This is a genomic window from Acidovorax sp. 62, from assembly GCF_002754495.1.
In the GTDB taxonomy this organism is placed as follows: domain Bacteria; phylum Pseudomonadota; class Gammaproteobacteria; order Burkholderiales; family Burkholderiaceae_C; genus Acidovorax.
Genome location: NZ_PEFJ01000001.1, coordinates 1,442,168 through 1,463,299 on the forward strand (window position 1 = coordinate 1,442,168; position 21,132 = coordinate 1,463,299).

Consider the following 21,132-nt stretch of genomic DNA (forward strand, 5'->3'; position numbering starts at 1 on the left):
CGTTGATTCACCGTGAGGTGATCCTTTTGAAAAGGACGGCGGCACGCTGGACGGGCCGCCGCAATATTTGCAGCCAGGCCTTGAAAAATAGACGCCAATCATCAGATTTCTTAGGCGACAACCGGGCTTCGGGATCGCTAGAATGAATTTCATGGCAACAAAACCACCCTCTCCCCCCACCGCGCCGCCTGTTTCTCGGCCAGCGCGGGATGACGGCGGTTCGGTCGTGCTTGAGCGGCGCACCCAAAAGACCCAGCCCCCGCAGATGTACCAGGTGGTCATGCTCAATGATGACTACACCCCCATGGAGTTTGTCATTGTGGTGCTGCAGGAATTCTTCAGCAAAGACCGTGAGCAGGCCACCCAAATCATGCTCAAGATCCACCTCGATGGCAAAGGCGTTTGCGGCGTTTATTCGCGCGACGTGGCTGCCACCAAGGTGGAGCAGGTGCTGGATGCCGCCGCAAAAGCGGGTCACCCCCTGCAATGTGTCAGTGAGCCTGTTGAATAACAGGTCTTTGACCCTGAACTAAAGTTATTCCTACCCCGCAAGCACAAAGGAGTTCTCAAATGATTGCCCAAGAACTGGAAGTCAGCTTGCACATGGCCTTTGTCGAGGCCCGCCAGCAACGCCACGAATTCATCACCGTGGAGCACCTGCTGCTTGCACTGCTTGATAACCCTAGCGCCGCCGAAGTGCTGCGTGCCTGTTCGGCCAACATCGATGACCTGCGGTCCTCGTTGTCGAACTTCATCAAAGACAACACCCCACAGGTGGCTGGCACCGACGAGGTGGACACCCAGCCCACGCTGGGCTTTCAGCGCGTGATCCAACGCGCCATCATGCACGTGCAGTCCACGGGCAATGGCAAGAAGGAAGTCACCGGTGCCAACGTGCTGGTCGCCATTTTTGGCGAGAAGGACTCGCACGCCGTGTACTACCTGCACCAGCAGGGTGTTACGCGCCTGGATGTGGTGAACTTCATCGCCCATGGCATCAAAAAGGGCGAGCCGCCAGAGCCCACCAAGGCCGAAAGCCCTGCAGAGAGCGAAGAGGGCGGTAGCGAACGGTCCGAAAAAGCCTCTCCCCTGGAGCAGTACACGCAGAACCTGAACCAGGCTGCGAAGGACGGCAAGATCGATCCCTTGATCGGCCGCCATTACGAGGTGGAGCGCACCATTCAGATCCTGTGCCGCCGCCGCAAGAACAACCCGCTGCTGGTGGGTGAAGCGGGCGTGGGCAAGACGGCGATTGCCGAGGGCTTGGCATGGCGCATCACGCAAAACGATGTGCCCGAAATTCTGGCCGAGGCCGTCGTGTACTCGCTGGACATGGGCGCCTTGTTGGCAGGTACCAAGTACCGTGGCGATTTTGAGCAGCGCCTCAAGGGCGTGCTCAAGGCGCTCAAGGACAAGCCCAACGCGGTGCTGTTCATTGACGAAATCCACACCCTGATTGGCGCGGGCGCAGCCTCGGGCGGCACGCTGGATGCATCCAACTTGCTCAAGCCGGCGCTGTCCAGCGGCCAGCTCAAGTGCATCGGCGCGACCACCTTCACGGAGTACCGGGGCATCTTCGAAAAAGACGCCGCGCTGTCGCGCCGCTTCCAGAAGGTGGACGTGGTCGAGCCGACGGTGCAGGAAACCATCGACATTCTGAAGGGCCTGAAGTCGCGCTTCGAAGAGCACCACAGCGTGAAGTACGCTGCAGCGGCCCTGCAGGCCGCGGCCGAGCTGAGTGCCAAGTACATCAACGACCGTCATCTGCCCGACAAGGCCATTGACGTGATCGACGAGGCGGGTGCTGCGCAGCGCATCATGGTGCCGAGCAAGCGCAAGAAGACCATCGGCAAGGCCGAGATCGAAGAGATCGTGGCCAAGATCGCGCGCATTCCGCCTGCCAACGTCTCCAACGACGATCGCGGCAAGCTGCAGACACTGGAGCGCGACCTCAAGAGCGTGGTGTTTGGCCAAGACAAGGCACTCGAAGTGCTGGCGTCGTCGGTCAAGATGGCGCGCTCGGGCCTGGGCAAGGGCGACAAGCCGATTGGCTCGTTCCTGTTCAGCGGCCCCACGGGCGTCGGCAAGACCGAAGCGGCCAAGCAACTGGCCTACATCATGGGGATCGAGCTGATCCGCTTTGACATGTCCGAGTACATGGAGCGCCATGCTGTGAGCCGCCTCATTGGCGCGCCTCCGGGCTATGTCGGGTTCGACCAGGGTGGCCTGCTCACCGAAGCCATCACGAAGAAGCCGCACGCGGTGCTGCTGCTCGACGAGATCGAGAAGGCGCACCCGGACATCTTCAACGTGCTGCTGCAGGTCATGGACCATGGCACGCTGACGGACAACAACGGCCGCAAGGCTGACTTCCGCAACGTGCTGATCATCATGACCACGAACGCGGGCGCCGAGACGATGAACAAGGCGACCATTGGCTTTACCAACCCGCGGCAGGCGGGCGACGAAATGGGCGACATCAAGCGCCTGTTCACGCCCGAGTTCCGCAACCGGTTGGATGCGATCGTCAACTTCAAGGCGCTGGACGAGCAGATCATCCTGCGCGTGGTGGACAAGTTCCTGCTGCAGCTCGAAACCCAGTTGGCCGAGAAAAAGGTGGAGGTCACCTTCACCGACCAGCTGCGCAAGCACCTGGCCAAGAAGGGCTTCGATCCTTTGATGGGTGCTCGCCCCATGCAGCGCCTGATCCAGGACACCATTCGCCGTGCGCTGGCCGACGAGTTGCTGTTTGGTCGCCTGACGGAAGGTGGTCGCTTGACGGTGGATATCGAAACCAAGACCGACGAAAAAGGTGTGGAGACACCCGAAGTCTTGTTGGACATCCAGCCCTTGCCGAAAAAGGAGCGCTCAGCCAAGGCGGAGCCTGCAGAGCCTGAGGAAGCGACCGCCGATTGACCCGGTAGACGCAGGTGCCGCACGGGCATCTGTGTCCTGCTTCTCCACAAGCCGACCCGATGGGTCGGCTTTTTTTTGCCTCGCCCCCGCCCGCATGGTGCAACCCGTTGTGCGGGGTGATGGATGCACTCCGATCTGCGCGGCTGTTCGATGGTTCGGACGGTGGTGCGTTTTGTTGTTCGGTTTTTCGAATGCCTTTGGGCGGCCGCCATGTGCTTTGTCTTTGCAAATCAATGACTTGGATCGGTAGCAGGCATTGGCACATTGCATGCAAAGGCTAGGGCAGGCTGCGCGAGACGTGGCCAGTTACCCATCGGAGACAAGCCATGCAACATGCCACCCACGGTGGTCCCATCCGTCTGATCGGGAAGGTCCGTCCATCCCCTGGGGCGCGCGATTGCCCAAATCGCCTGACGGGGTCTCGCCACAGCTTGCGTTGTGGTGCGTGTGTGCCGTTCGCGCTATTTGCAATGCAGTCTTAGCCCATTCCTTGAGTGCGGCGATTTCTGAACCAGGAAACGCCGCATCGCGGGGTATTTCCTTTTTCAATCCATAGAAGATCGCATGAAACTCAATCGTTTGACCACGATGGTCATCCTGGCCATGGTTTTGGGGGTATTGGTCGGGTACGCCTGCCACACCTGGGCGCCCACGCCTGAGGCTGCCAAGGAAATCGCAGGCTACTTTGGTCTGCTGACCGACATCTTCCTGCGCATGATCAAAATGATCATCGCGCCCCTGGTGTTTGCGACCCTGGCGGCGGGCATGTCCACCATGGGCGATTCGCGCACCGTGGGGCGCATTGGTACGCGCGCTCTGGCATGGTTCATGGGGGCATCCCTGATCTCTTTGGCGCTGGGCTTGGTCATTGCCAACCTGACCCAGCCGGGCAGTTCGTTGTCGATCCCCTTGCCCGAGGTGGGCACCGCCACACAGCTCAAGACCGGTGCCTTGAATCTGCGTGACTTCATCACCCAGGTGTTCCCCAAGAGCATTGTGGAGTCGATGGCCAACAACGCCATCCTGCAGATCCTGGTGTTCTCGCTGTTCTTTGGCATGGCGCTGGGGCACTTGCACAACCAGGCTGCACGCACCCTGGTGGCCACGTTGGACGAGGTGGTCCATGTGATGCTCAAGGTGACCGACTACGTGATGCGCTTTGCCCCGGTGGGCGTGTTCGGTGCGGTAGCTGGCGCCATCACCACCCAGGGCCTGGGCATGTTGGGGGTGTTTGGCAAGTTCATGCTCAGCTTCTACCTGGCCTTGGCGGCCTTGTGGGTGGTGCTGGTGTTTGCTGGCTACCTGGTCTTGGGGCGCGATGTGTTTCGCCTGCTCAAGCTGATCCGCACGCCCATGCTCATTGGTTTCTCTACCGCCAGCAGCGAGTCCGTGTATCCGAAGCTGATGGAGCAACTGGAAAAATTTGGCGTCAAACCCAAGGTCACGGGCTTTGTGCTGCCCCTGGGCTATTCCTTCAATCTGGATGGCTCCATGATTTACACCACGTTTGCAGCCATCTTCATTGCCCAGGCCTATGGCATTGACATGCCTCTGTCCACGCAAATCACCATGCTGCTGGTGCTCATGGTGTCCAGCAAAGGCATTGCCGGTGTGCCACGCGCTTCGCTCGTGGTGGTGGCAGCGGTGCTGCCCATGTTCCATCTCCCTGAAGCCGGTGTGCTGCTGATTCTGGGCATCGACCACTTCCTGGACATGGGGCGCACGCTCACCAACGTCATGGGCAACGCCATTGCCACGGCGGTGGTGGCCAAGTGGGAGAAAGCCATTGACCCCGTCCCCGACACCTTGGCCGAGCGCGAGGAGATGATTCCTGCCGTTGGTGACGACGAGGCCGCCGCCCAGCCTGCAACGTAACGACAGAGGCGGCTGTAGCAACGCGGCCGCCACCTGTTGGCTCAGGTTCTCATCGCATCTGAAGGGCTGGCCCGTGCCAGTCCTTTTTTGTTGGGCGTGTCCATGGCTTTGCCACCACCGCCATGCCCTGCGTGCAGCACCTGCACTGCTACCATTTCACCCCTTCATGCCATCGCCACGATCCTTGCGCCGTCTCACCGTTTTGCTGCTTTTGGGCGGTGTGCTGCTTTGCGGGGGCATGGCCTACCTGCTGGCCCAGCGCATGGGGCAGGCGCAGATCCAGGCCACGGGTTTGCACCGGCTGGAGCTGTACACCGCCAGCCTGCAGCGCGAGATCAGCAAATACGCCTTTCTGCCTGGCACGCTGGAGCTGCAAAAAGACGTGTTGGCGCTTCTATCGTCCCCGTCAGACCCATCGGTGCCTCGTCGTGCAGACAGCGTCAATGCCTACCTGGAGCAGCTCAATGAGCGCGCTGGCACGCTTTCCATCTATGTGATCAACCTGCAGGGCCAGGTGGTGGCCACCAGCAATTGGCGCAGGCCTGACAGCTTCATGGGTGAGGACCTGCGGTTTAGGCCTTACTTTCAAGACGCGCTGAGCACCGGCACTGGGCGCCTGTTTGGCATTGGCACGACCCGGGGCGAGCCGGGGTACTACCTGGCGTCCGCCTTGCTGGATGGCAGCCGTACCGTGGGGGTGGCCGTCACCAAAGTCAGCCTGGACCAGCTGGAGCAATCCTGGTCCACCGTCGAGGCGCCGGTCATCGTGACCGATGAAAACGGCGTGGTGATCTTGGGCTCGGTGCCCGACTGGAAGTTCACCGCGCTGCGCCCGCTGGACGAAGCCACACGTAAGGCTTTTGACCAGACCTTGCAATACAACCGCAAGGCACTCACCCCCTTGGGCATGAAGGTGCTGAGCGACCTGGACCAGGGCGCGCGGCTGGTGCGCGTGGCGCGCGAGGGCACCGAAATGGCCTCGGTGTACCCGGTGACGGGCCGCTTCCTGACCCAGTCGCGCGCGTTGCCCGGCACACCCTGGACGCTCACGGTGTTCTCGCACCTGGCGCGGGCCGATGAGGCGGCGCAAAGCGACGCCCTGATCGCCACCATCGGTGCCGCCTTTGTTGCGCTGCTGGGGTTCATGTTCAACCAGCGCCGCCGCCACGAGCGCGACCGTTTGCGCGACCGCTTGGCTGCGCGCGAGGCGCTGCAGGCCGCACACGATGAGCTAGAGCGCAAGGTGCAGCAGCGCACGGCCGATTTGTCGCGCACCAACGAACGCCTGCAGTCTGAAGTGCAAGAGCGCATTCGCGCCGAAGGCACGCTGCGCGCCGCGCAGAACGAGCTGGTGCAGGCGGGCAAGCTGGCGGTGATTGGCCAGCTGTCTGCCGGTGTGGCGCACGAGCTGAACCAGCCGCTGACGGCGCTGCGCACCCTGTCGGGCAACAGCGTGCGGTTTCTGGAGCGGGGCGATTTGCCTACGGTGCGCGTCAACCTGGAGCGCATTGCCCAACTGGCCGACCGCATGGGCCGCATCACGGGCGAGCTGCGGGCCTTTGCCCGCAAATCGACCGGCGAGCCACGGCCCGTGCCACTGCGCGCTGCACTGACCAACGCGCTGGCGGTGCTGGAGCCGCGCATCCAGCAGACCAGCGCCCAGGTGCAGCTGGACATGGCCGAGCCAGAGCCTGTGGCCTGGTGCGATGGCAACCGCCTGGAGCAGGTGCTGGTCAACCTCATCAACAACGCTTTGGATGCAATGGCAGGGTGTGCCACTTTGCGGGTCGAAATTCGCTGCGAGCAATTGGCCTCAACGGGGGGCGAGCAGGTGCATGTGCAGGTGCGTGACCTGGGCCCGGGCCTCACCGAAGAGGCCCAGGCCCATCTGTTCGAGCCATTTTTCACCACCAAGGGTTCGGGGGACGGGCTGGGCCTGGGGCTGGCCTTGTCGGCGGGCATCGTGCGCGAATCGGGCGGCACGCTCAGTGGGGCCAACCACCCTGACGGCGGCGCTGTGTTCCACTTGGCCTTGCCCGCAGCCCCTCGCCCAGACGCTGATACCGCTCCAGACCGCCCATGACCCCCGACCTCAAGGTCCTCATCGTTGAGGACGACCCCGACATCGTGCTGGGCTGCGAACAAGCCTTGCAACTTGAAGGCATTGCCACCGAAAGCGCCCCCAGTGCCGAGCTGGCCCGGTTGCGCCTGGGGCGTGACTACCCAGGTGTGGTGGTCAGCGACATCCGCTTGCCGAAGATGGACGGCATGGCCTTTTTGCAAGAGCTGATGGGCATGGACCCGGAGCTGCCCGTGGTGCTCATCACCGGCCATGGCGATGTCTCCATGGCCGTACAGGCCATGAAGGACGGAGCGCACGACTTCATCCAAAAGCCCTTTGCCCCCGAGCAGCTGGTAGGCGCCGTGCGCCGCGCCCTCGACAAGCGCGGCCTGGTGCTGGAGGTGCGCCAGCTGCGCAGCCAGCTCGCGCAGCGCGATGCGATCGAGCGCCTGGTGATGGGCCGTGCGCCCAACATGCAGCGCCTGCGCGAGGTGCTGGCGGGCCTTGCGGCCAGCACGGTGGATGTGCTCATCCACGGCGAAACCGGCACCGGCAAAGAGCTGGCCGCCCGTTGCCTGCACGACGCCAGCCCGCGCAGCAAAGGGCACTTTGTGGCCATCAACTGCGGCGGCTTGCCCGATACGCTGTTTGACAGCGAAATGTTTGGCAACGAGGCCGGGGCCTTCACCGGGGCGGGCAAGCGCCGCATCGGCAAGATCGAACACGCCAGTGGCGGCACGCTGTTTCTCGATGAAATCGAAAGCATGCCCTTGGCCATGCAGATCAAGCTGCTGCGTGTGCTGCAAGAGCGCGTGCTGGAGCGCCTGGGCTCCAACACGCTCATCCCCATCGACTGCCGAGTGGTGGCTGCGACCAAAGTGGATTTGCTGGAGCTGTGCCGCCAGGGCAAATTCCGCGAAGACCTGTACTACCGCCTGAGCGTCGCCACGGTGGACTTGCCCCCGCTGCGCGAGCGGCGCGAAGACGTGCCGCTGCTGCTGGAGCACTTTGTGATGGGTGCTGCCGCCCGCCACCAGCGCCCGGTGCCTGAGCTGGCCGCTGGCCAGTTGCACCAGCTGCTGGGCTACCACTGGCCCGGCAATGTGCGCGAGCTGCGCAACGTGGCCGAACGCATTGTGCTGGGCATTGCCGCAGGCGCCGCGCCTTTTGCCGGGGCGGCGGGCGATGCCGGTGACGCAGCACAGCCCCAGGCGCTGGCGGCCACGGTGGATGCCTTTGAGCGCACCCTGATCGCCGAAGCCCTGCGCCAGCAGGGTGGCAGCCTGGCCCGCACGGCCGAAGCGCTGCGGGTGCCCAAGACCACCTTGCACGACAAGATTCGCAAATACGGCCTGGGCACTTGATCGCCCTGGTGCCCTGTCACCAGCCCTGCAGATCGGACCAATGGGGGGCAGGGCCTTACTGCTCCTTCGCTGCTTACTTGGTAGGCGTGCCGTTCACCAGGCCCTGCAACACTTCCAGCGTGGGATAGCCATCGGCCACCAGGCCCTGGCTTTGTTGGTACTTGCGCAGCCCGGCGCGGGTGGCGGGGCCTTGCACCCCGTCGGGCGTGCCGGTGTCAAAGCCGCGTGCGTTCAGTGCCGTCTGCAATTGGCGCGTTTGCTCGCGCGACAGGGGTTGCAGGTCGCGCGGCCAGTCGGCCACCACGCCGGGGCCACCATCGAGCCGCTGGGCCAGCAGGGCCACGGCCAGTGCGTAGCTGGTGGAGTTGTTGTAGCGCAGGATGGTGCGAAAGTTCTGCCCCACCAAAAACGCCGGGCCGCGTGCGCCCGCAGGCTCCAGCACGGCGGCCGATGCCTGGTCTGGCAGCGGGCGGCCATCCATGGTTTGCACATCCTCTGCCGCCCACTGGGCCGAGCTTTGGCGCACCGTCAGCTCGGCCCGGGCATGGTCAAAGCCTGCTGGCAAGCGCACCTCGGCACCCCAGGTTTCACGCGGCTGCCAGCCTTCGGCCGCCACAAATTTGGCGGTGGATGCAAGCACGTCCGGGATGCTGCCCCAGATGTCGCGGCGCCCGTCGCCATCGGCATCCACCGCGTGGGCCAGAAACACCGAGGGGATGAACTGCGTGTGCCCCATGGCACCTGCCCAAGAGCCCACCATGGCCTCGGGCGCAATGTCGCCCAGGTCGATGATGCGCAGCGCGGCCAGCAACTCAGACTGCGCCCATACCTGGCGCCGGCCTTCGTAGGCCAGGGTGGCCAGTGCATCCACGGCGCGGAAGTTGCCGAAATTGCCGCCGTAGTTGCTCTCTATGCCCCAAAAGGCGGTGAGGATGCTGGCGGGCACGCCGTAGCGTTGGGCCGCAGCCTCCAGCGGTGCGCGGTGCGCCGCCATTTGTGCTTGCCCTTGCGTCACGCGCTGGCGCGACACGGCGCTGTCCAGGTACGCCCAAGGGGTGCGGTTGAACTCGGGCTGTGAGCGGTCCAGCTCGATCACGCGGGGCTGCCAATGGGCCTGGCCCAGCACGTCGCGCACGGTTTGTGGGCGTATGCCTGCGGCCAGTGCCTGGGGCGCAAATGCCTCGCGCCAGCGGGCAAAGCCCTGCGCGTGTTCTGCGTCGGCAGCATTCAGGGGCGTGGCCGACTGGGCCGATGGCTGGGCTGCTGCTTGCGTTGGGGTTGGCGCGGGGGGCGTCACGGTGGTTGTCGCCGTGGCAAGGTTAGGGGCGCTGCCTGGCCCGCTGGCGCAGCCCGTCAGTGCTTGTGTGAAGGCCAGTGCGCAGGCCAGTGCCGTCCAGCCCAGGCGCGTTGGGTGGGTGCGTTCAGCGGCCTGGGCCGCCAAGGAAGTAAGGTGTGTGCGGTGCATGCAGCATTGTCCCGCGTTGCCTTGGGCTGCGGCCCCGTGCATGCCTTCGGGATGTATCGCTGTGTGTGCATGGCGGGCGTGCAATACGGGTTATCTGCTATATGTTTTATAGCTGCTAGCGCTTATCCAATAAGCGCTAGGTGCCAAAATGAATTGAAATCGGGTTACAGTTGGCGCTTTCGCCAAACCCCTGCACTGGCTGTGGACCTGGTGCGCGGATTTCACCGCGCCCGCCCTCTGCGACCGCTTCAGCAACTGTATTGCGACCGTTTCACTGCGACCACCATGGCTTCACACACCTTTCTCTGGCACGACTACGAAACCTTTGGTGCCAACACCCGGCGCGATCGCCCGGCGCAGTTCGCTGCCATCCGCACCGATGCCGACCTCAACGAGATCGGCGAGCCGCTGATGATTTACTGCCAGCCGGCCAACGACTACCTGCCCGACCCACAGTCCTGCCTCATCACCGGCATCACCCCCCAGCTGTGCCTGGAAAAAGGCCTGCCCGAGCGCGAGTTTGCCCACCGCATTGAGGCCGAGTTCGCCCAGCCCGGCACCATCGGTGTGGGCTACAACACCATCCGGTTCGACGACGAGATCACGCGCTTCCTGTTCTGGCGCAACCTCATCGACCCCTATGCACGCGAGTGGCAAAACCAGTGCGGCCGCTGGGACTTGCTGGACGTGGTGCGCATGACCTACGCGTTGCGGCCCGACGGCATCCAGTGGCCCCAAAAGGAAGACGGCACGCCCAGCTTCAAGCTCGAACACCTCTCCAACGCCAACGGCCTGCTGCACGAGGCCGCGCACGATGCGCTGTCGGACGTGCGCGCCACCATTGCGCTGGCGCGCCTGATTCGCCAGCACAACGCCAAGCTGTTTGACTTTGCCCTGGCGCTGCACAAAAAAGACCGCGTGGCCACCGAGCTGCGCCTGCCCGCCACGGCCATCACGGCGCGGCCGTTTCTGCATGTGTCGGGCATGTTCCCGACCGAGCGCGGCTGCCTGGGCGTGATGTGGCCACTGGCCAGCCACCCCACCAACAAGAACGAGCTGATCGCCTGGGACCTGGCCCACGACCCGCGCGAGCTGGCCGCGTTGAATGTGGACGACCTGCGCCTGCGCATGTTCACCCGCGCTGCTGACCTGCCCGAAGGCGTCACGCGCCTGCCCATCAAAACCATCCACCTCAACAAGTCGCCCATGGTGGTGGGCAATGTGAACACCCTCACGCCCGCGCTGGCGCAGCGCTGGGGTATTGATCTGGCCCAGGCGGCAGAGCATGCCGAGGTGGCGCGCAGCCTGCCCGACATGAGTGGCATCTGGCCCGCCGTGTTTGCCCGGCCTGCCGAGCCCACGCCCGATGTGGACCAGGACCTGTATGGCGGCTTTGTGGGCAACAACGACCGGCGCTATTTGAACGAGCTGCGCGAAATGTCAGGCGCCAAGCTGGCCACGGCCCGCACGGGCTTTGATGACCCACGCCTGGCCGAGCTGGTCTGGCGCTACCGGGCGCGCAACTTTCCGCAAACCCTCACGCCTGAGGAACAAGAGCGCTGGGAAGCCCACCGCGCCGCCTGCCTGTTTGATGGGCAGGGCGGGGCGCGCACGGTAGAGCAGTTGTTCACCGAAATCGACCAACTCTCCGAGACCGCCGACGATGACCGCACGCAGGACATCCTGGGTGCGCTGTACGATTACGCCGAACACATCGCGCCTGAACGGTAGAGCCTCCCTGAGGCGCTGCGCGCCTTCCCCCTCAAGGGGGGCGCACCCAGTGGCCTGGCAGAGCCAGTTCCGTGGGTGCGCTGGCCTTGGCGCACGCCAGTGTCCATCGCCCAGCCTTGCATGTAGACCCGTAGACATAGCCTTTGAGATTTATGACGACACCGCACAAACCCAACTTCACCACGCAAATCGTTCACGCCGACCGCTGGGGCGGCGCAGAAAAGGGGGCCGTGCACCAGCCCATCCATTCGTCGGTGCAGTACGGCTACGACACGGTCGAAGACCTGATTGCGGTCTTCCAGGGCACGGCCAAGGGGGGCTTTAACTACGCCCGCCAGGGCACGCCCACCACGGCGGCGCTGGAGACCAAGATCACCCAGATGGAAGCCGGTGTGGGCACCATCGTCTTCTCTACCGGCATGGCCGCCTTGTGCGCGGTGTTCCTCACACTGCTCAAGGCAGGCGACCACCTGGTGGCCAGCAAGTTTGTGTTTGGCAACACCAACAGCGTGTTTGGCACGCTGGCCGACTTGGGCGTGGAAGTGACCACAGTGGACGCCACTGACACCGCCCAGGTGCAAGCGGCGGTGCGCCCCAACACCCGCATGGTGTTTGTCGAGACCATTGCCAACCCCGGCACGCAAATCCCTGACCTCGAAGGCATCGGCGCACTGTGCCGCAGCAAAGGCCTGCTGTACGTGGTGGACAACACCGTGGCCTCGCCCTACCTCTTTCAGCCCGCCACCGTGGGGGCTGGGCTGGTGATGAATTCGCTCACCAAGAGCATCGGTGGCCACGGCGATGCGCTGGGCGGCGCCATCACCGACACGGGCTTGTTTGACTGGGCCACATACCCCAACATCTTCGCGGCCTATCGCAAGGGCGATGCCAAGGGCTGGGGCCTGCAGCAGGTGCGCAAAAAGGGTCTGCGCGACATGGGTGGCACGCTGTCGTCGCACAGCGCCCACCAGATCGCGCTGGGCGCAGAAACCCTGGCCCTGCGCATGGACCGCACCAGTGCCACGGCCTTGGCCCTGGCCCAGTGGCTGGAGCAGCACCCGGCCGTGGCCAAGGTGCATTACCCGCTGCTGCCCTCGCACCCGCAGTACGAGCAGGCGCGCAAGCACTTCAAATCCGGCTCCTGGCTGCTGTCGTTCGAGCTGAAGGACGCTGCCCAGTGCCTGCCGCTGTGCAACCGTCTGCGCCTGCCCATCAAGGCCACGGGGCTGGCCGACACGCGCACGCTCATCATTCCGGTGGCCCACACCATCTTCTGGGAAGCGGGCCCCGAGGTGCGCGCCAACATGGGCATTGGCGACGGCATGATCCGCCTGTCGGTGGGCCTGGAAGATGCGCAAGACCTGCTGGCCGATTTTGAGCAGGCCCTGGCGGGCTGATCGCCCCTTGATTCACACCACTTGCCGCAGGCTGACCCCATGAGCCATCCCACCGATTTGCCCTTTCACATCGGCAAGTACCAGGTGCAGGCCGAACTGGGGCGGGGCGCCACCGGGGTGGTGTACCTGGCGGTGGACGGTTTCAAGGGCCGCCAGGTGGCCATCAAAGAGGTTCACGCCCACCTGCTGCGCAAGCCTGACGATGCCGAGCGCTACCGCAAGCTGCTGCGCAACGAGGTGATGCTCACGGCCCGGCTGCGGCACCCCAACATCGTGCGACTGCTCGATGCGGACGAGCAGGCGACCCAGCCTTACCTGGTGCTGGAGTATGTGGATGGCCAGCCCCTGTCGGCCTTCACCACGCCCGACACCTTGCTGCCCGTGGCCCAGGTGCTCGACATTGCCTACAAGTGCTGCAACGCGCTTGAGCATGCCCAGCGCGAAGGCCTGGTGCACCGCGACATCAAGCCCGCCAACGTGCTGCTGTCGCAAGAGGGCGAGGTCAAGCTCACCGACTTTGGCGCCGCCCTGGCGGTGCGCAGCGATGCCACGCAACTGGCTGGGTTGGTGGGCTCGCCCTCGTACATGTCGCCCGAGCAGGTGCAAGAGCAGGACCTGACGCACCACAGCGACATGTTCTCGCTGGCCGTGGTGGTGTACGAGCTGCTGACCGGGCGCCGCCCGTTCGATGCCGAAACCGACTTCGCCACGCTCTACCGCATCACCCACGAAGCGCCCACCGCACCGCGCCTGCTGCGCACCGATTTGCCCGAACACCTGGACGCCGTGCTGCTGCGCGCCCTGGCCAAGCAGCCCCAAGACCGCTTTGCCACCTGGGCCGACTTTGCCAACGCCTTGCTGGCCGTGCAGCACGCGCTGCCCGCCCAGCGCTCGCAAGACTCTGAAGCGCAGCGCTTTGCCTTGCTGCGGGCACTGCCGTTTTTTGCAGACTTCCACGACGTGGCGCTGTGGGAGTTGATGCGCCTGGGCCGCTGGCGCTGGGCCCCCAAGGGCAAAGTCATCCTGTTTGAAGGCCAGCCTGGCGACTCGTTCTACGTGCTGGTGGAAGGGCGCGTCAGCATCACCCGGGAGGGCTGGCAGCTGAGCACGCTGGGCCCGGGTGTGACGCTGGGCGAAATGACGTACTTGCAGCCCGAGCACAAGATCCGCAGCGCCACCGCTGTGGCCGAGACGGATGTGCTGGTGCTCAAGGTGCGTAATCCCTCGCTGATGGAAGCCTCTGCCGATCTGCAGTCGCGCTTTGACAAGGCGTTCATCAAGGTGCTGGTGTCGCGCCTGGTGGCCACCAGCAAGCAGCTGGGCGCGTGGGAGTTGAGTGCGCCGCAGGATTGAAGGGGTTGTCGAAATGGTGCGGGTGGCTAACGCCCTCCCGTAGACATTGTTTTTGAGAATCGTTATCATTTAATGGCCTGAGTACGCCACACCCCGTCCAACGCAAAAGGCTCCACCAGGAGCTGCGTGATGGACCTCCAAGCCTCGATTTCTTCAGCCCTCCCATGGGCCCCAGTGCCCACCAGCGCTACGCTGGCCGATTGGGAGCGCCTCATGCGCCGCGCAGGCGCTGCCTTGCAGATGCAGCAATGGCGCATGGCGCTCGGCTACCAACGCCAGGCCCTGGCTGTGGCGCTGGGCATTGCCCACCACCCACCCGCAGGCCGTGAGGACGATTGCGTGGCCGCGTTGGTGGTGTCGCATCTGAATCTGGCCGATCTTTCGCAGGAGGCGGCAGCACCCGGTGAGTCCGCACGCCTGCTGTGCCACGCCCACGCCACGCTGCTGGCCTGGATGGCAGACCCCACCGCCACGCCCGCGCTGCAGCAAGCCGCCTGGCGCCACAGCCGCGAGACACACGCTGCACTGCTTCGCCATGTGGCCCAGCACGGCCCGCAGGCCGATGTGACTCGCTTGCTGCAGGCCAGCCACCCCCAGCCCGGCACGCGCACGCATTGAGCGTCCGTGGGCACTGCGGCCCACCAACTCGCCTTCTTTGCGTTGCCACGCATCGCCCCTCTCACTTTTCATCGCTTTTGAGGAGACTCCTTTGCCCTACGAACTGCCCCCGTTGCCCTATGCCTACGACGCGCTGGAGCCGCATGTGGATGCCCGCACCATGGAGATCCACCACACCCGTCACCACCAGACCTACATCAACAACCTGAATGCCGCGTTGCAAGGCACACCGCATGCCGACTTGCCGATTGACGAGCTGGTGTCGCGCCTGGTGCTGCTGCCCGAGGCGCTGCAGCCCGCCGTGCGCAACAACGGCGGCGGCCATGCCAACCACAGCCTGTTCTGGCGCGTGATGTCGCCCACCGGCGGTGGCTTGCCGCAGGGCGATTTGGCCCGCGCCATCGACGCAGAGCTGGGCGGATTTGATGCGTTCAAAGACGCCTTCACCAAGGCCGCCGTCAGCCGCTTTGGTAGCGGCTGGGCTTGGCTCAGTGTGTCGCCGCAGGGCTCGTTGGTCGTGGAGAGCACGGGCAACCAGGACAGCCCGCTCATGTCTGGCCTGATGTCGGGCAACACCCCCATCCTGGGGCTGGACGTGTGGGAGCACGCCTACTACCTGCACTACCAAAACCGGCGCGCCGACTACATCGCCGCTTTCTACAACGTCATCGACTGGCCCGAGGTGGCCCGCCGCTACGCGCAGGCGCGGGCCTGAGAGGGCCCCGCCCTTGCATGGCCCTTGCCATCGCGCCCGTCTTCTGATCTTTTGCGAGACCACCACCATGTCTACACCGCATGCTTCCCACGCGCCATCCCAAGCACCGGTGGCTGCAAGCCCCGCCCCAGCCTATGTGGGGGCGGGGGAGGACGGGGAGGGCGGTGATGGCACCGTGCAACCCGCCTATCTGCGCTGGCAGGGCCACTGGCGCCAGCGCCTGGGTTTGGGCATCGTGCTGTTGGGGGCGGTGGTGCTGGCCTTGCATGGCTGGCGCATGGTGGCCACGCAGCCATTGGTGCGCGATGCCTTGCTGGGCGGGCTGCTTGCGGCCTTGGCCACTGCGCTGGGGGCCGTGCCGGTGTGGTTCTCGCAGCAGTTGTCTGCCCGCGTGCAAGACACTTTGTTTGGCTTTGGTGCGGGCGTCATGCTGGCGGCCTGCTCGTTCTCACTGATCTTGCCGGGCCTGCAAGCCGCCCGCGCGGCGGGTGCCGGGGGCTGGGCTGCTGGGGGCACCGTAGGCGCGGCCATTTTGCTGGGCGCTACGGCACTGCTGTGCCTGGAGCGGTGGCTGCCGCACGAGCATTTCATCAAAGGGGTGGAGGGCCAGGCCTCGCGCACGCTGCGGCGCACCTGGCTGTTTGTGTTTGCGATTGCGCTGCATAACCTGCCCGAAGGGCTGGCCATTGGCGTGGCCTACGCTGGCGGCGATGCCTTGCGCGCCGGTGCATTGACCACAGGCATTGCCATCCAGGATGTGCCCGAGGGGCTGGTGGTGGCTGTGGCGCTGCTGGCTGCGGGCTACCGGCGCACGCTGGCCGTGGGGCTGGGCATGGCCTCGGGGTTGGTCGAGCCCTTGGGGGCCGTGCTGGGGGCGGTGGTCATCAGCCACGCGGCCAGCCTGCTGCCCTGGGGCCTCGGCTTTGCTGCGGGGGCCATGCTGTTTGTCATCAGCCACGAGATCATTCCCGAATCCCACCGCAAAGGGCACGAGGCCTGGGCCACGGGCGGGCTGATGTGGGGCTTTGTGCTGATGATGCTGCTGGACACCGCGCTGGGTTGATGTCTCGCATCAGTGTGGCGATGAATGCTATTTATTTAATAGCTGCTTGCGCTTGATTGGTAAGCGCTGCAGGCCAATTTGGCTTGAATTGCGGTGGGCCTTCAACCAAAAAACTGGTAGCACACCGCAATGGCCGCCACCACCCCGGCCAGCTCGGCCACCAGCGCACAGGCCACGGCATGCCGGGCGCGCTGAATGCCCACGGCCCCAAAGTACACCGCCAGCACGTAAAACGTGGTTTCGGTGCTGCCCTGGATGGTGGCCGCAGCCAGCGCGGCAAAGCTGTCTACGCCCTGTGTCTGCATGGTCTCGATCAGCATGGCCCGCGCCGCGCTGCCTGAAAACGGCTTGACCAGCGCGGTCGGCAGTGCGTCCACAAACCGTGCATCCACCCCCAGGGTGTTCACGCACCAGCGAATCCCCTCCAGGGCATACCCCAGTGCCCCCGATGCCCGCAGCACGCCCACCGCACACAGCATGGCTACCAGGTAGGGCAGCAGCCCTTTGGCCACATCAAAGCCCTCGCGTGCGCCCTCCACAAAGGCTTCGTACACCGGCACCTTGCGCCAGGCGCCAATCGCGACAAACGCCACCACCAGCCCAAACAGCGTGAGGTTGCCCAGCAGCGAGGACAACTGCGCCAGCGCCGCAGCACTCAGGCTGCTGAGCAGCGCCATGAAGCCGCCCAGCACCAGCGCCAACGGCAGCAAATACGCCAGCACCACCGGATGCCACAGCGGCAGCCGCTGCACCACGGCCACGGCCAGCAGCCCCGCCAGGGTGGATGCCGAGGTCGCCAGCAAGATGGGCAAAAACACCAGCGTAGGGTCGTGCGCCCCTTGCTGCATGCGGTACATGAAGATGGTGACGGGCAGCAGCGTGAGCGACGAGGCGTTGAGCACCAGGAACAGAATCTGCGCGTTGGTGGCAGTGGCGGGCTCGCGGTTCAACTCTTGCAGCGCGCGCATCGCTTTGAGCCCCATGGGGGTGGCGGCGTTGTCCAGCCCCAGGGCGTTGGCGGCAAAGTTCAAAGTCATCAAGCCCAGCGCAGGGTGGCCACGTGGCACCTCGGGCATCAGGCGGGCAAACAGGGGCGCCAGCCATCGCGCCAGCACATCCACAATGCCGGCCTTTTCTGCAATGCGCAAAAAGCCAAGCCACAGCGTGAGCGTGCCAAAGAGCAGCACCATCACCTCCACCGAGAGCTTGGCCATGGCAAACAGCGACTCGACCATGGCCGCAAACACCTGGGCTTGGCCACCCAGAAGCCACTGGGCCAGCGCGGCAACGGCTGCTGTCAGGAAAAAGCCCAGCCAGAGGGTGTTGAGCATGTGACGTGATGGGGCGGATTGGATTTAGAGGCTGCTGGGAAAGGCCGGGCGCAGCGATATGCGAGGCAGTTTAAGGGAGGTTCCAAGCCCGGGCTGGCTGCGGCTGTGCGTAGGTGTGGCAAGCAACATGGGCCAGCTCTCGGATTTGCCTGAAATCAAAACTCGGTTGTTTTTATCATTTTTGCTGATTTTGTGATAAATTCGCGTTGTTGCTTTGGGCTACAAATTCGGGCGTAATCGCAAAAATGAGATTGCCCGACGGCGTTGCAAGCTGCAAGCTTGAGCGCCGTGTAGCCAAGGAGCGTCGCGGTCTTCGCCAACAGCGCGGTTTTGTGGCATGCGATGCATGCGCCGAAGCTGGCACAGGATGATGAGCGCAAGGTTTCAAGTCGTCTAAAAGAGGGTTCCATGAAAAACTTGAAGATTTCCACCCGCCTGTCTGGCGCGTTTGCGTTGTTGGTGTTGATGCTGATCGGCTTGGCCGTTGCAGCGATGACCCAACTGTCGGCCATGCGAGCAGCCACTGCCGAGATCACCGAAAACTGGTTGCCCAGCGTGGAGGTGATCAATGCCATTGATGCGCAAACGTCCGATCTGCGCCTGATTGTGCTCACCCACATCATGAACACGGATGAAGCTGCCATGGCCAAGATCGACCAGCAACTGCTGGCCGGGCGCGCAAAGATGGCGCAGCTGCGTAAAACCTACGAGCCGCTCATCAGCAGCCCCGAAGAGAAAAAACTCTACGACGATTTCGCCGCCAACTGGACCAAATACATTGCGGTGAACGACACGGCACTGGCCCACTCACGCAAAAATGAAACCGAACAGGCTCGGGCCATTGTGGAAGGCGAGTCCGCCAAGCTGTATGTGATCAGCGGTGAAATGCTGGACAAACTCGTCAAGCTGAATTCCGATGGTGCTGCCGAAGCCAAAAAAGTCTCCGAAAGCACCTACGCCACAGCCCGCAACACCCTGCTGATCGTGGCCGCGCTGGCCATCGCCCTGGCCATTGCCGCCGCCCTGTGGCTCATCCGCTCGATCACCGCCCCCCTGTCCCGCGCCGTAGAAGTGGCCGACCAAGTGGCCGCAGGCGACCTCAGCGCCCACATCGAAGTCACCTCCACCGACGAAACCGGCCAACTGCTCGGAGCCCTGCAACGCATGCAGCAAAGCCTGGTGCGCACCGTCTCCGTCGTACGCCAGAACTCAGAAAGCGTGGCCTCGGCCAGCGCCGAGATTGCCTCCGGCAACAACGACCTGAGCGCACGCACCGAACAACAAGCCAGCGCCCTGGAAGAAACCGCAGCCTCCATGGAAGAGCTGGGCTCCACCGTGCGCCAAAACGCAGACAACGCCCGCACCGCCAACCAACTGGCCATGAGCGCATCGACCGTTGCCACGCAAGGCGGAGAAGTCGTGGCCGAAGTGGTGGAGACCATGAAAGGCATCAACGCCAGCAGCAACAAGATTGCAGACATCATCAGCGTGATCGACGGCATTGCCTTTCAGACCAACATCCTGGCGCTGAACGCCGCCGTGGAAGCCGCCCGGGCCGGAGAACAAGGCCGAGGCTTTGCCGTGGTGGCCACCGAAGTACGCAACCTGGCAGGACGCAGCGCAGAAGCGGCCAAAGAAATCAAGAGCCTGATCATGGCCAGCGTAGAGCGGGTAGAGCAAGGCACCCTGCTGGTAGACAAAGCCGGCAGCACCATGACCGAAGTCGTCACCGCCATTAGGCGCGTGACCGACATCATGGGAGAGATCAGCGCGGCCAGCAGCGAACAAAGCGCAGGGGTAGGCCAAGTGGGCGAAGCCGTGACGCAAATGGACCAGGCGACCCAGCAAAACGCGGCGCTGGTGGAAGAAATGGCGGCAGCGGCCAGCAGCCTCAACGGCCAGGCGGGCGAGCTGGTCAACGCCGTGGCAGTGTTCAAACTGGCGCACGATGCCAGCTACAGCGCCCCGCGTCCAGGCAATACCAGTAGCTTCAAGCCCGTTGGCAGCAGTGCGGCCCGCCCTGCGCTGAGCAAGCCCAAGGCGACAACGGCCAAAGCGCCAGCCCAAAGCAAGCCAGCGGCGAGCCTGGCGGCCCCTCAAGCAGCGCCAGCACCCAAAGCCGCCAAGGCCGGTGGCAATGACGATGAGTGGGAGAGCTTCTAAGTTGAGCTGAGCGGGGTTGGGTGTGCGAGGGCGTGGGGGAGGGCATTGCCTTCCTGCTGCCACCATGCCAGCCGCTACCAAAGCACGCCCATGGGCGTGCTTTTTTTGTTTTCGCCTCGAACATGGGCTGTGGGCACGGGCAGAGCGGTGTGTCAACGCGCAGAGGGGCTGGCTGCCATGGTGAATTCCCCACACGAGCAGACTTGATGAATATCAAGAAAATCAGCTTCTCCAATCATTTTGAAATGGTGAAATTGATATCAAAAGGCTCCACTTCTTTGCCCAGTCATCTCCCCGCGCACACAAATCAAAAGATCATTTGGTGATTAAGTAAAAGCTATATATTCGTTTGGGTTTTATAGACGCAGTCCCAAAATCAGGCTCCATTCACGAAGGAGCTTTGCATGACCACGCTGCGCCTGGGCGACACCGCCCCTGACTTCACACAGGAATCCACCGCTGGCCCGATCCGCTTCCATGAATGGGCGGGTGGTTCCTGGGTGGTGCTTTTCTCGCACCCTGCCGATTTCACGCCGGTGTGCACTACCGAATTGGGCAAAACAGCGGCATTGGCCAGCGAGTTCGCCAAGCGTGGCGTCAAGCCCATTGCGGTGAGCGTGGACCCCGTGGATTCGCACCAGAAGTGGGTGCACGACATTAACGATACGCAGAACACCACGGTGAACTTTCCCATCCTGGCCGATGCGGACCGCAAGGTAGCGGACCTGTACGACATGATCCACCCGAACGCTTCGACCACGGTGACGGTGCGCAGCGTGTTCATCATCGACCCGAAGAAGGTGATTCGCACCACCTTCACCTACCCGGCCAGCACGGGGCGCAATTTTGACGAAATCCTGCGTGTGATTGACTCGTTGCAGCTCACCGACAGTCACAAGGTGGCCACCCCTGCCAATTGGAAAGATGGCGACGACGTGATCATCGTGCCCAGCCTGCAAGACCCGGCCGAGATCGCGCAGCGCTTTCCCAAGGGTTTCAAAGCCGTGCGCCCCTACCTGCGCATCACCCCTCAGCCCAACAAGTAAATAAAGGGCTCCGTCGCCTCTGTGGCCCGCCTT

The 21,132-nt window shown here is 63.8% G+C and carries 16 protein-coding genes; 13 read left to right on the forward strand and 3 right to left on the reverse strand.

Features of this window, described 5'->3' with window-relative positions; all coding sequences use genetic code 11:
- Positions 1-142 precede the first annotated feature (142 nt).
- The 5 genes from clpS to CLU86_RS06430 all read left to right on the forward strand — a co-directional run bounded on the left by clpS (position 143) and on the right by CLU86_RS06430 (position 8,217).
- Positions 143-511 (forward strand): ATP-dependent Clp protease adapter ClpS, encoded by a 369-nt coding sequence (gene clpS / locus CLU86_RS06410; protein ID WP_099655341.1) that lies wholly within the window; start codon positions 143-145, stop codon positions 509-511.
- Positions 512-570: 59 nt separating this feature from the next.
- On the forward strand, positions 571-2,916 hold the full coding sequence (gene clpA / locus CLU86_RS06415; protein ID WP_099655342.1) for an ATP-dependent Clp protease ATP-binding subunit ClpA: 2,346 nt from the start codon (positions 571-573) through the stop codon (positions 2,914-2,916).
- Between the two features lie 564 nt (positions 2,917-3,480).
- Positions 3,481-4,791: a dicarboxylate/amino acid:cation symporter gene (locus CLU86_RS06420; RefSeq protein ID WP_099655343.1), complete on the forward strand. Its 1,311-nt coding sequence runs from the start codon at positions 3,481-3,483 to the stop codon at positions 4,789-4,791.
- 166 nt (positions 4,792-4,957) lie between these two features.
- The gene (locus CLU86_RS06425; RefSeq protein WP_099741047.1) at positions 4,958-6,874 is read left to right on the forward strand and encodes an ATP-binding protein; all 1,917 of its coding nucleotides are present in this window, start codon (positions 4,958-4,960) and stop codon (positions 6,872-6,874) included.
- Entirely contained in the window at positions 6,871-8,217 is a 1,347-nt protein-coding gene (locus CLU86_RS06430; protein WP_099741048.1) for a sigma-54 dependent transcriptional regulator, read from the forward strand. Before CLU86_RS06425 ends, CLU86_RS06430 begins: the two co-directional genes overlap by 4 nt.
- A 73-nt stretch (positions 8,218-8,290) precedes the next feature.
- Here the strand turns inward: CLU86_RS06430 and CLU86_RS06435 are convergent, their stop codons facing one another.
- Positions 8,291-9,682, reverse strand: a complete 1,392-nt coding sequence (locus CLU86_RS06435; protein WP_099743355.1) for a lytic murein transglycosylase — start codon at positions 9,680-9,682, stop codon at positions 8,291-8,293.
- Positions 9,683-9,967: 285 nt separating this feature from the next.
- On the opposite strand from CLU86_RS06435, the gene sbcB reads away from it, so the two are divergent.
- The 6 genes from sbcB (at position 9,968) to CLU86_RS06465 (ending at position 16,559) form a co-directional block, all read left to right on the forward strand.
- Positions 9,968-11,413 (forward strand): exodeoxyribonuclease I, encoded by a 1,446-nt coding sequence (gene sbcB, locus CLU86_RS06440; RefSeq protein ID WP_099743356.1) that lies wholly within the window; start codon positions 9,968-9,970, stop codon positions 11,411-11,413.
- Between the two features lie 152 nt (positions 11,414-11,565).
- On the forward strand, positions 11,566-12,810 hold the full coding sequence (locus CLU86_RS06445) for a cystathionine gamma-synthase family protein (protein WP_099741049.1): 1,245 nt from the start codon (positions 11,566-11,568) through the stop codon (positions 12,808-12,810).
- 39 nt (positions 12,811-12,849) lie between these two features.
- Positions 12,850-14,163, forward strand: coding sequence for a protein kinase (locus tag CLU86_RS06450; protein WP_099655349.1), 1,314 nt, complete (start codon positions 12,850-12,852; stop codon positions 14,161-14,163).
- Between the two features lie 129 nt (positions 14,164-14,292).
- Positions 14,293-14,781 (forward strand): hypothetical protein, encoded by a 489-nt coding sequence (locus CLU86_RS06455; RefSeq protein WP_143226672.1) that lies wholly within the window; start codon positions 14,293-14,295, stop codon positions 14,779-14,781.
- 91 nt (positions 14,782-14,872) lie between these two features.
- Complete coding sequence (locus tag CLU86_RS06460; RefSeq protein ID WP_099741051.1) at positions 14,873-15,496, forward strand: superoxide dismutase; 624 nt, start codon at positions 14,873-14,875, stop codon at positions 15,494-15,496.
- Between the two features lie 67 nt (positions 15,497-15,563).
- Entirely contained in the window at positions 15,564-16,559 is a 996-nt protein-coding gene (locus CLU86_RS06465; protein ID WP_199175098.1) for a ZIP family metal transporter, read from the forward strand.
- 101 nt (positions 16,560-16,660) lie between these two features.
- On the opposite strand, the gene CLU86_RS06470 is transcribed toward CLU86_RS06465, so the two are convergent.
- Positions 16,661-17,890: a nucleoside recognition domain-containing protein gene (locus CLU86_RS06470; RefSeq protein WP_099741052.1), complete on the reverse strand. Its 1,230-nt coding sequence runs from the start codon at positions 17,888-17,890 to the stop codon at positions 16,661-16,663.
- A 155-nt stretch (positions 17,891-18,045) separates the two neighbouring features.
- The gene (locus CLU86_RS22570) at positions 18,046-18,300 is read right to left on the reverse strand and encodes a hypothetical protein (RefSeq protein WP_143226673.1); all 255 of its coding nucleotides are present in this window, start codon (positions 18,298-18,300) and stop codon (positions 18,046-18,048) included.
- Here CLU86_RS22570 and CLU86_RS06475 point away from each other — a divergent pair.
- Both CLU86_RS06475 and CLU86_RS06480 read left to right on the forward strand, forming a co-directional pair.
- Positions 18,299-20,053: a methyl-accepting chemotaxis protein gene (locus tag CLU86_RS06475; protein WP_099741053.1), complete on the forward strand. Its 1,755-nt coding sequence runs from the start codon at positions 18,299-18,301 to the stop codon at positions 20,051-20,053. The two genes, CLU86_RS22570 and CLU86_RS06475, sit on opposite strands and share 2 nt — an antisense overlap.
- Before the next feature lie 404 nt (positions 20,054-20,457).
- Positions 20,458-21,099 (forward strand): peroxiredoxin, encoded by a 642-nt coding sequence (locus CLU86_RS06480; RefSeq protein ID WP_099655353.1) that lies wholly within the window; start codon positions 20,458-20,460, stop codon positions 21,097-21,099.
- Positions 21,100-21,132 lie beyond the last annotated feature (33 nt).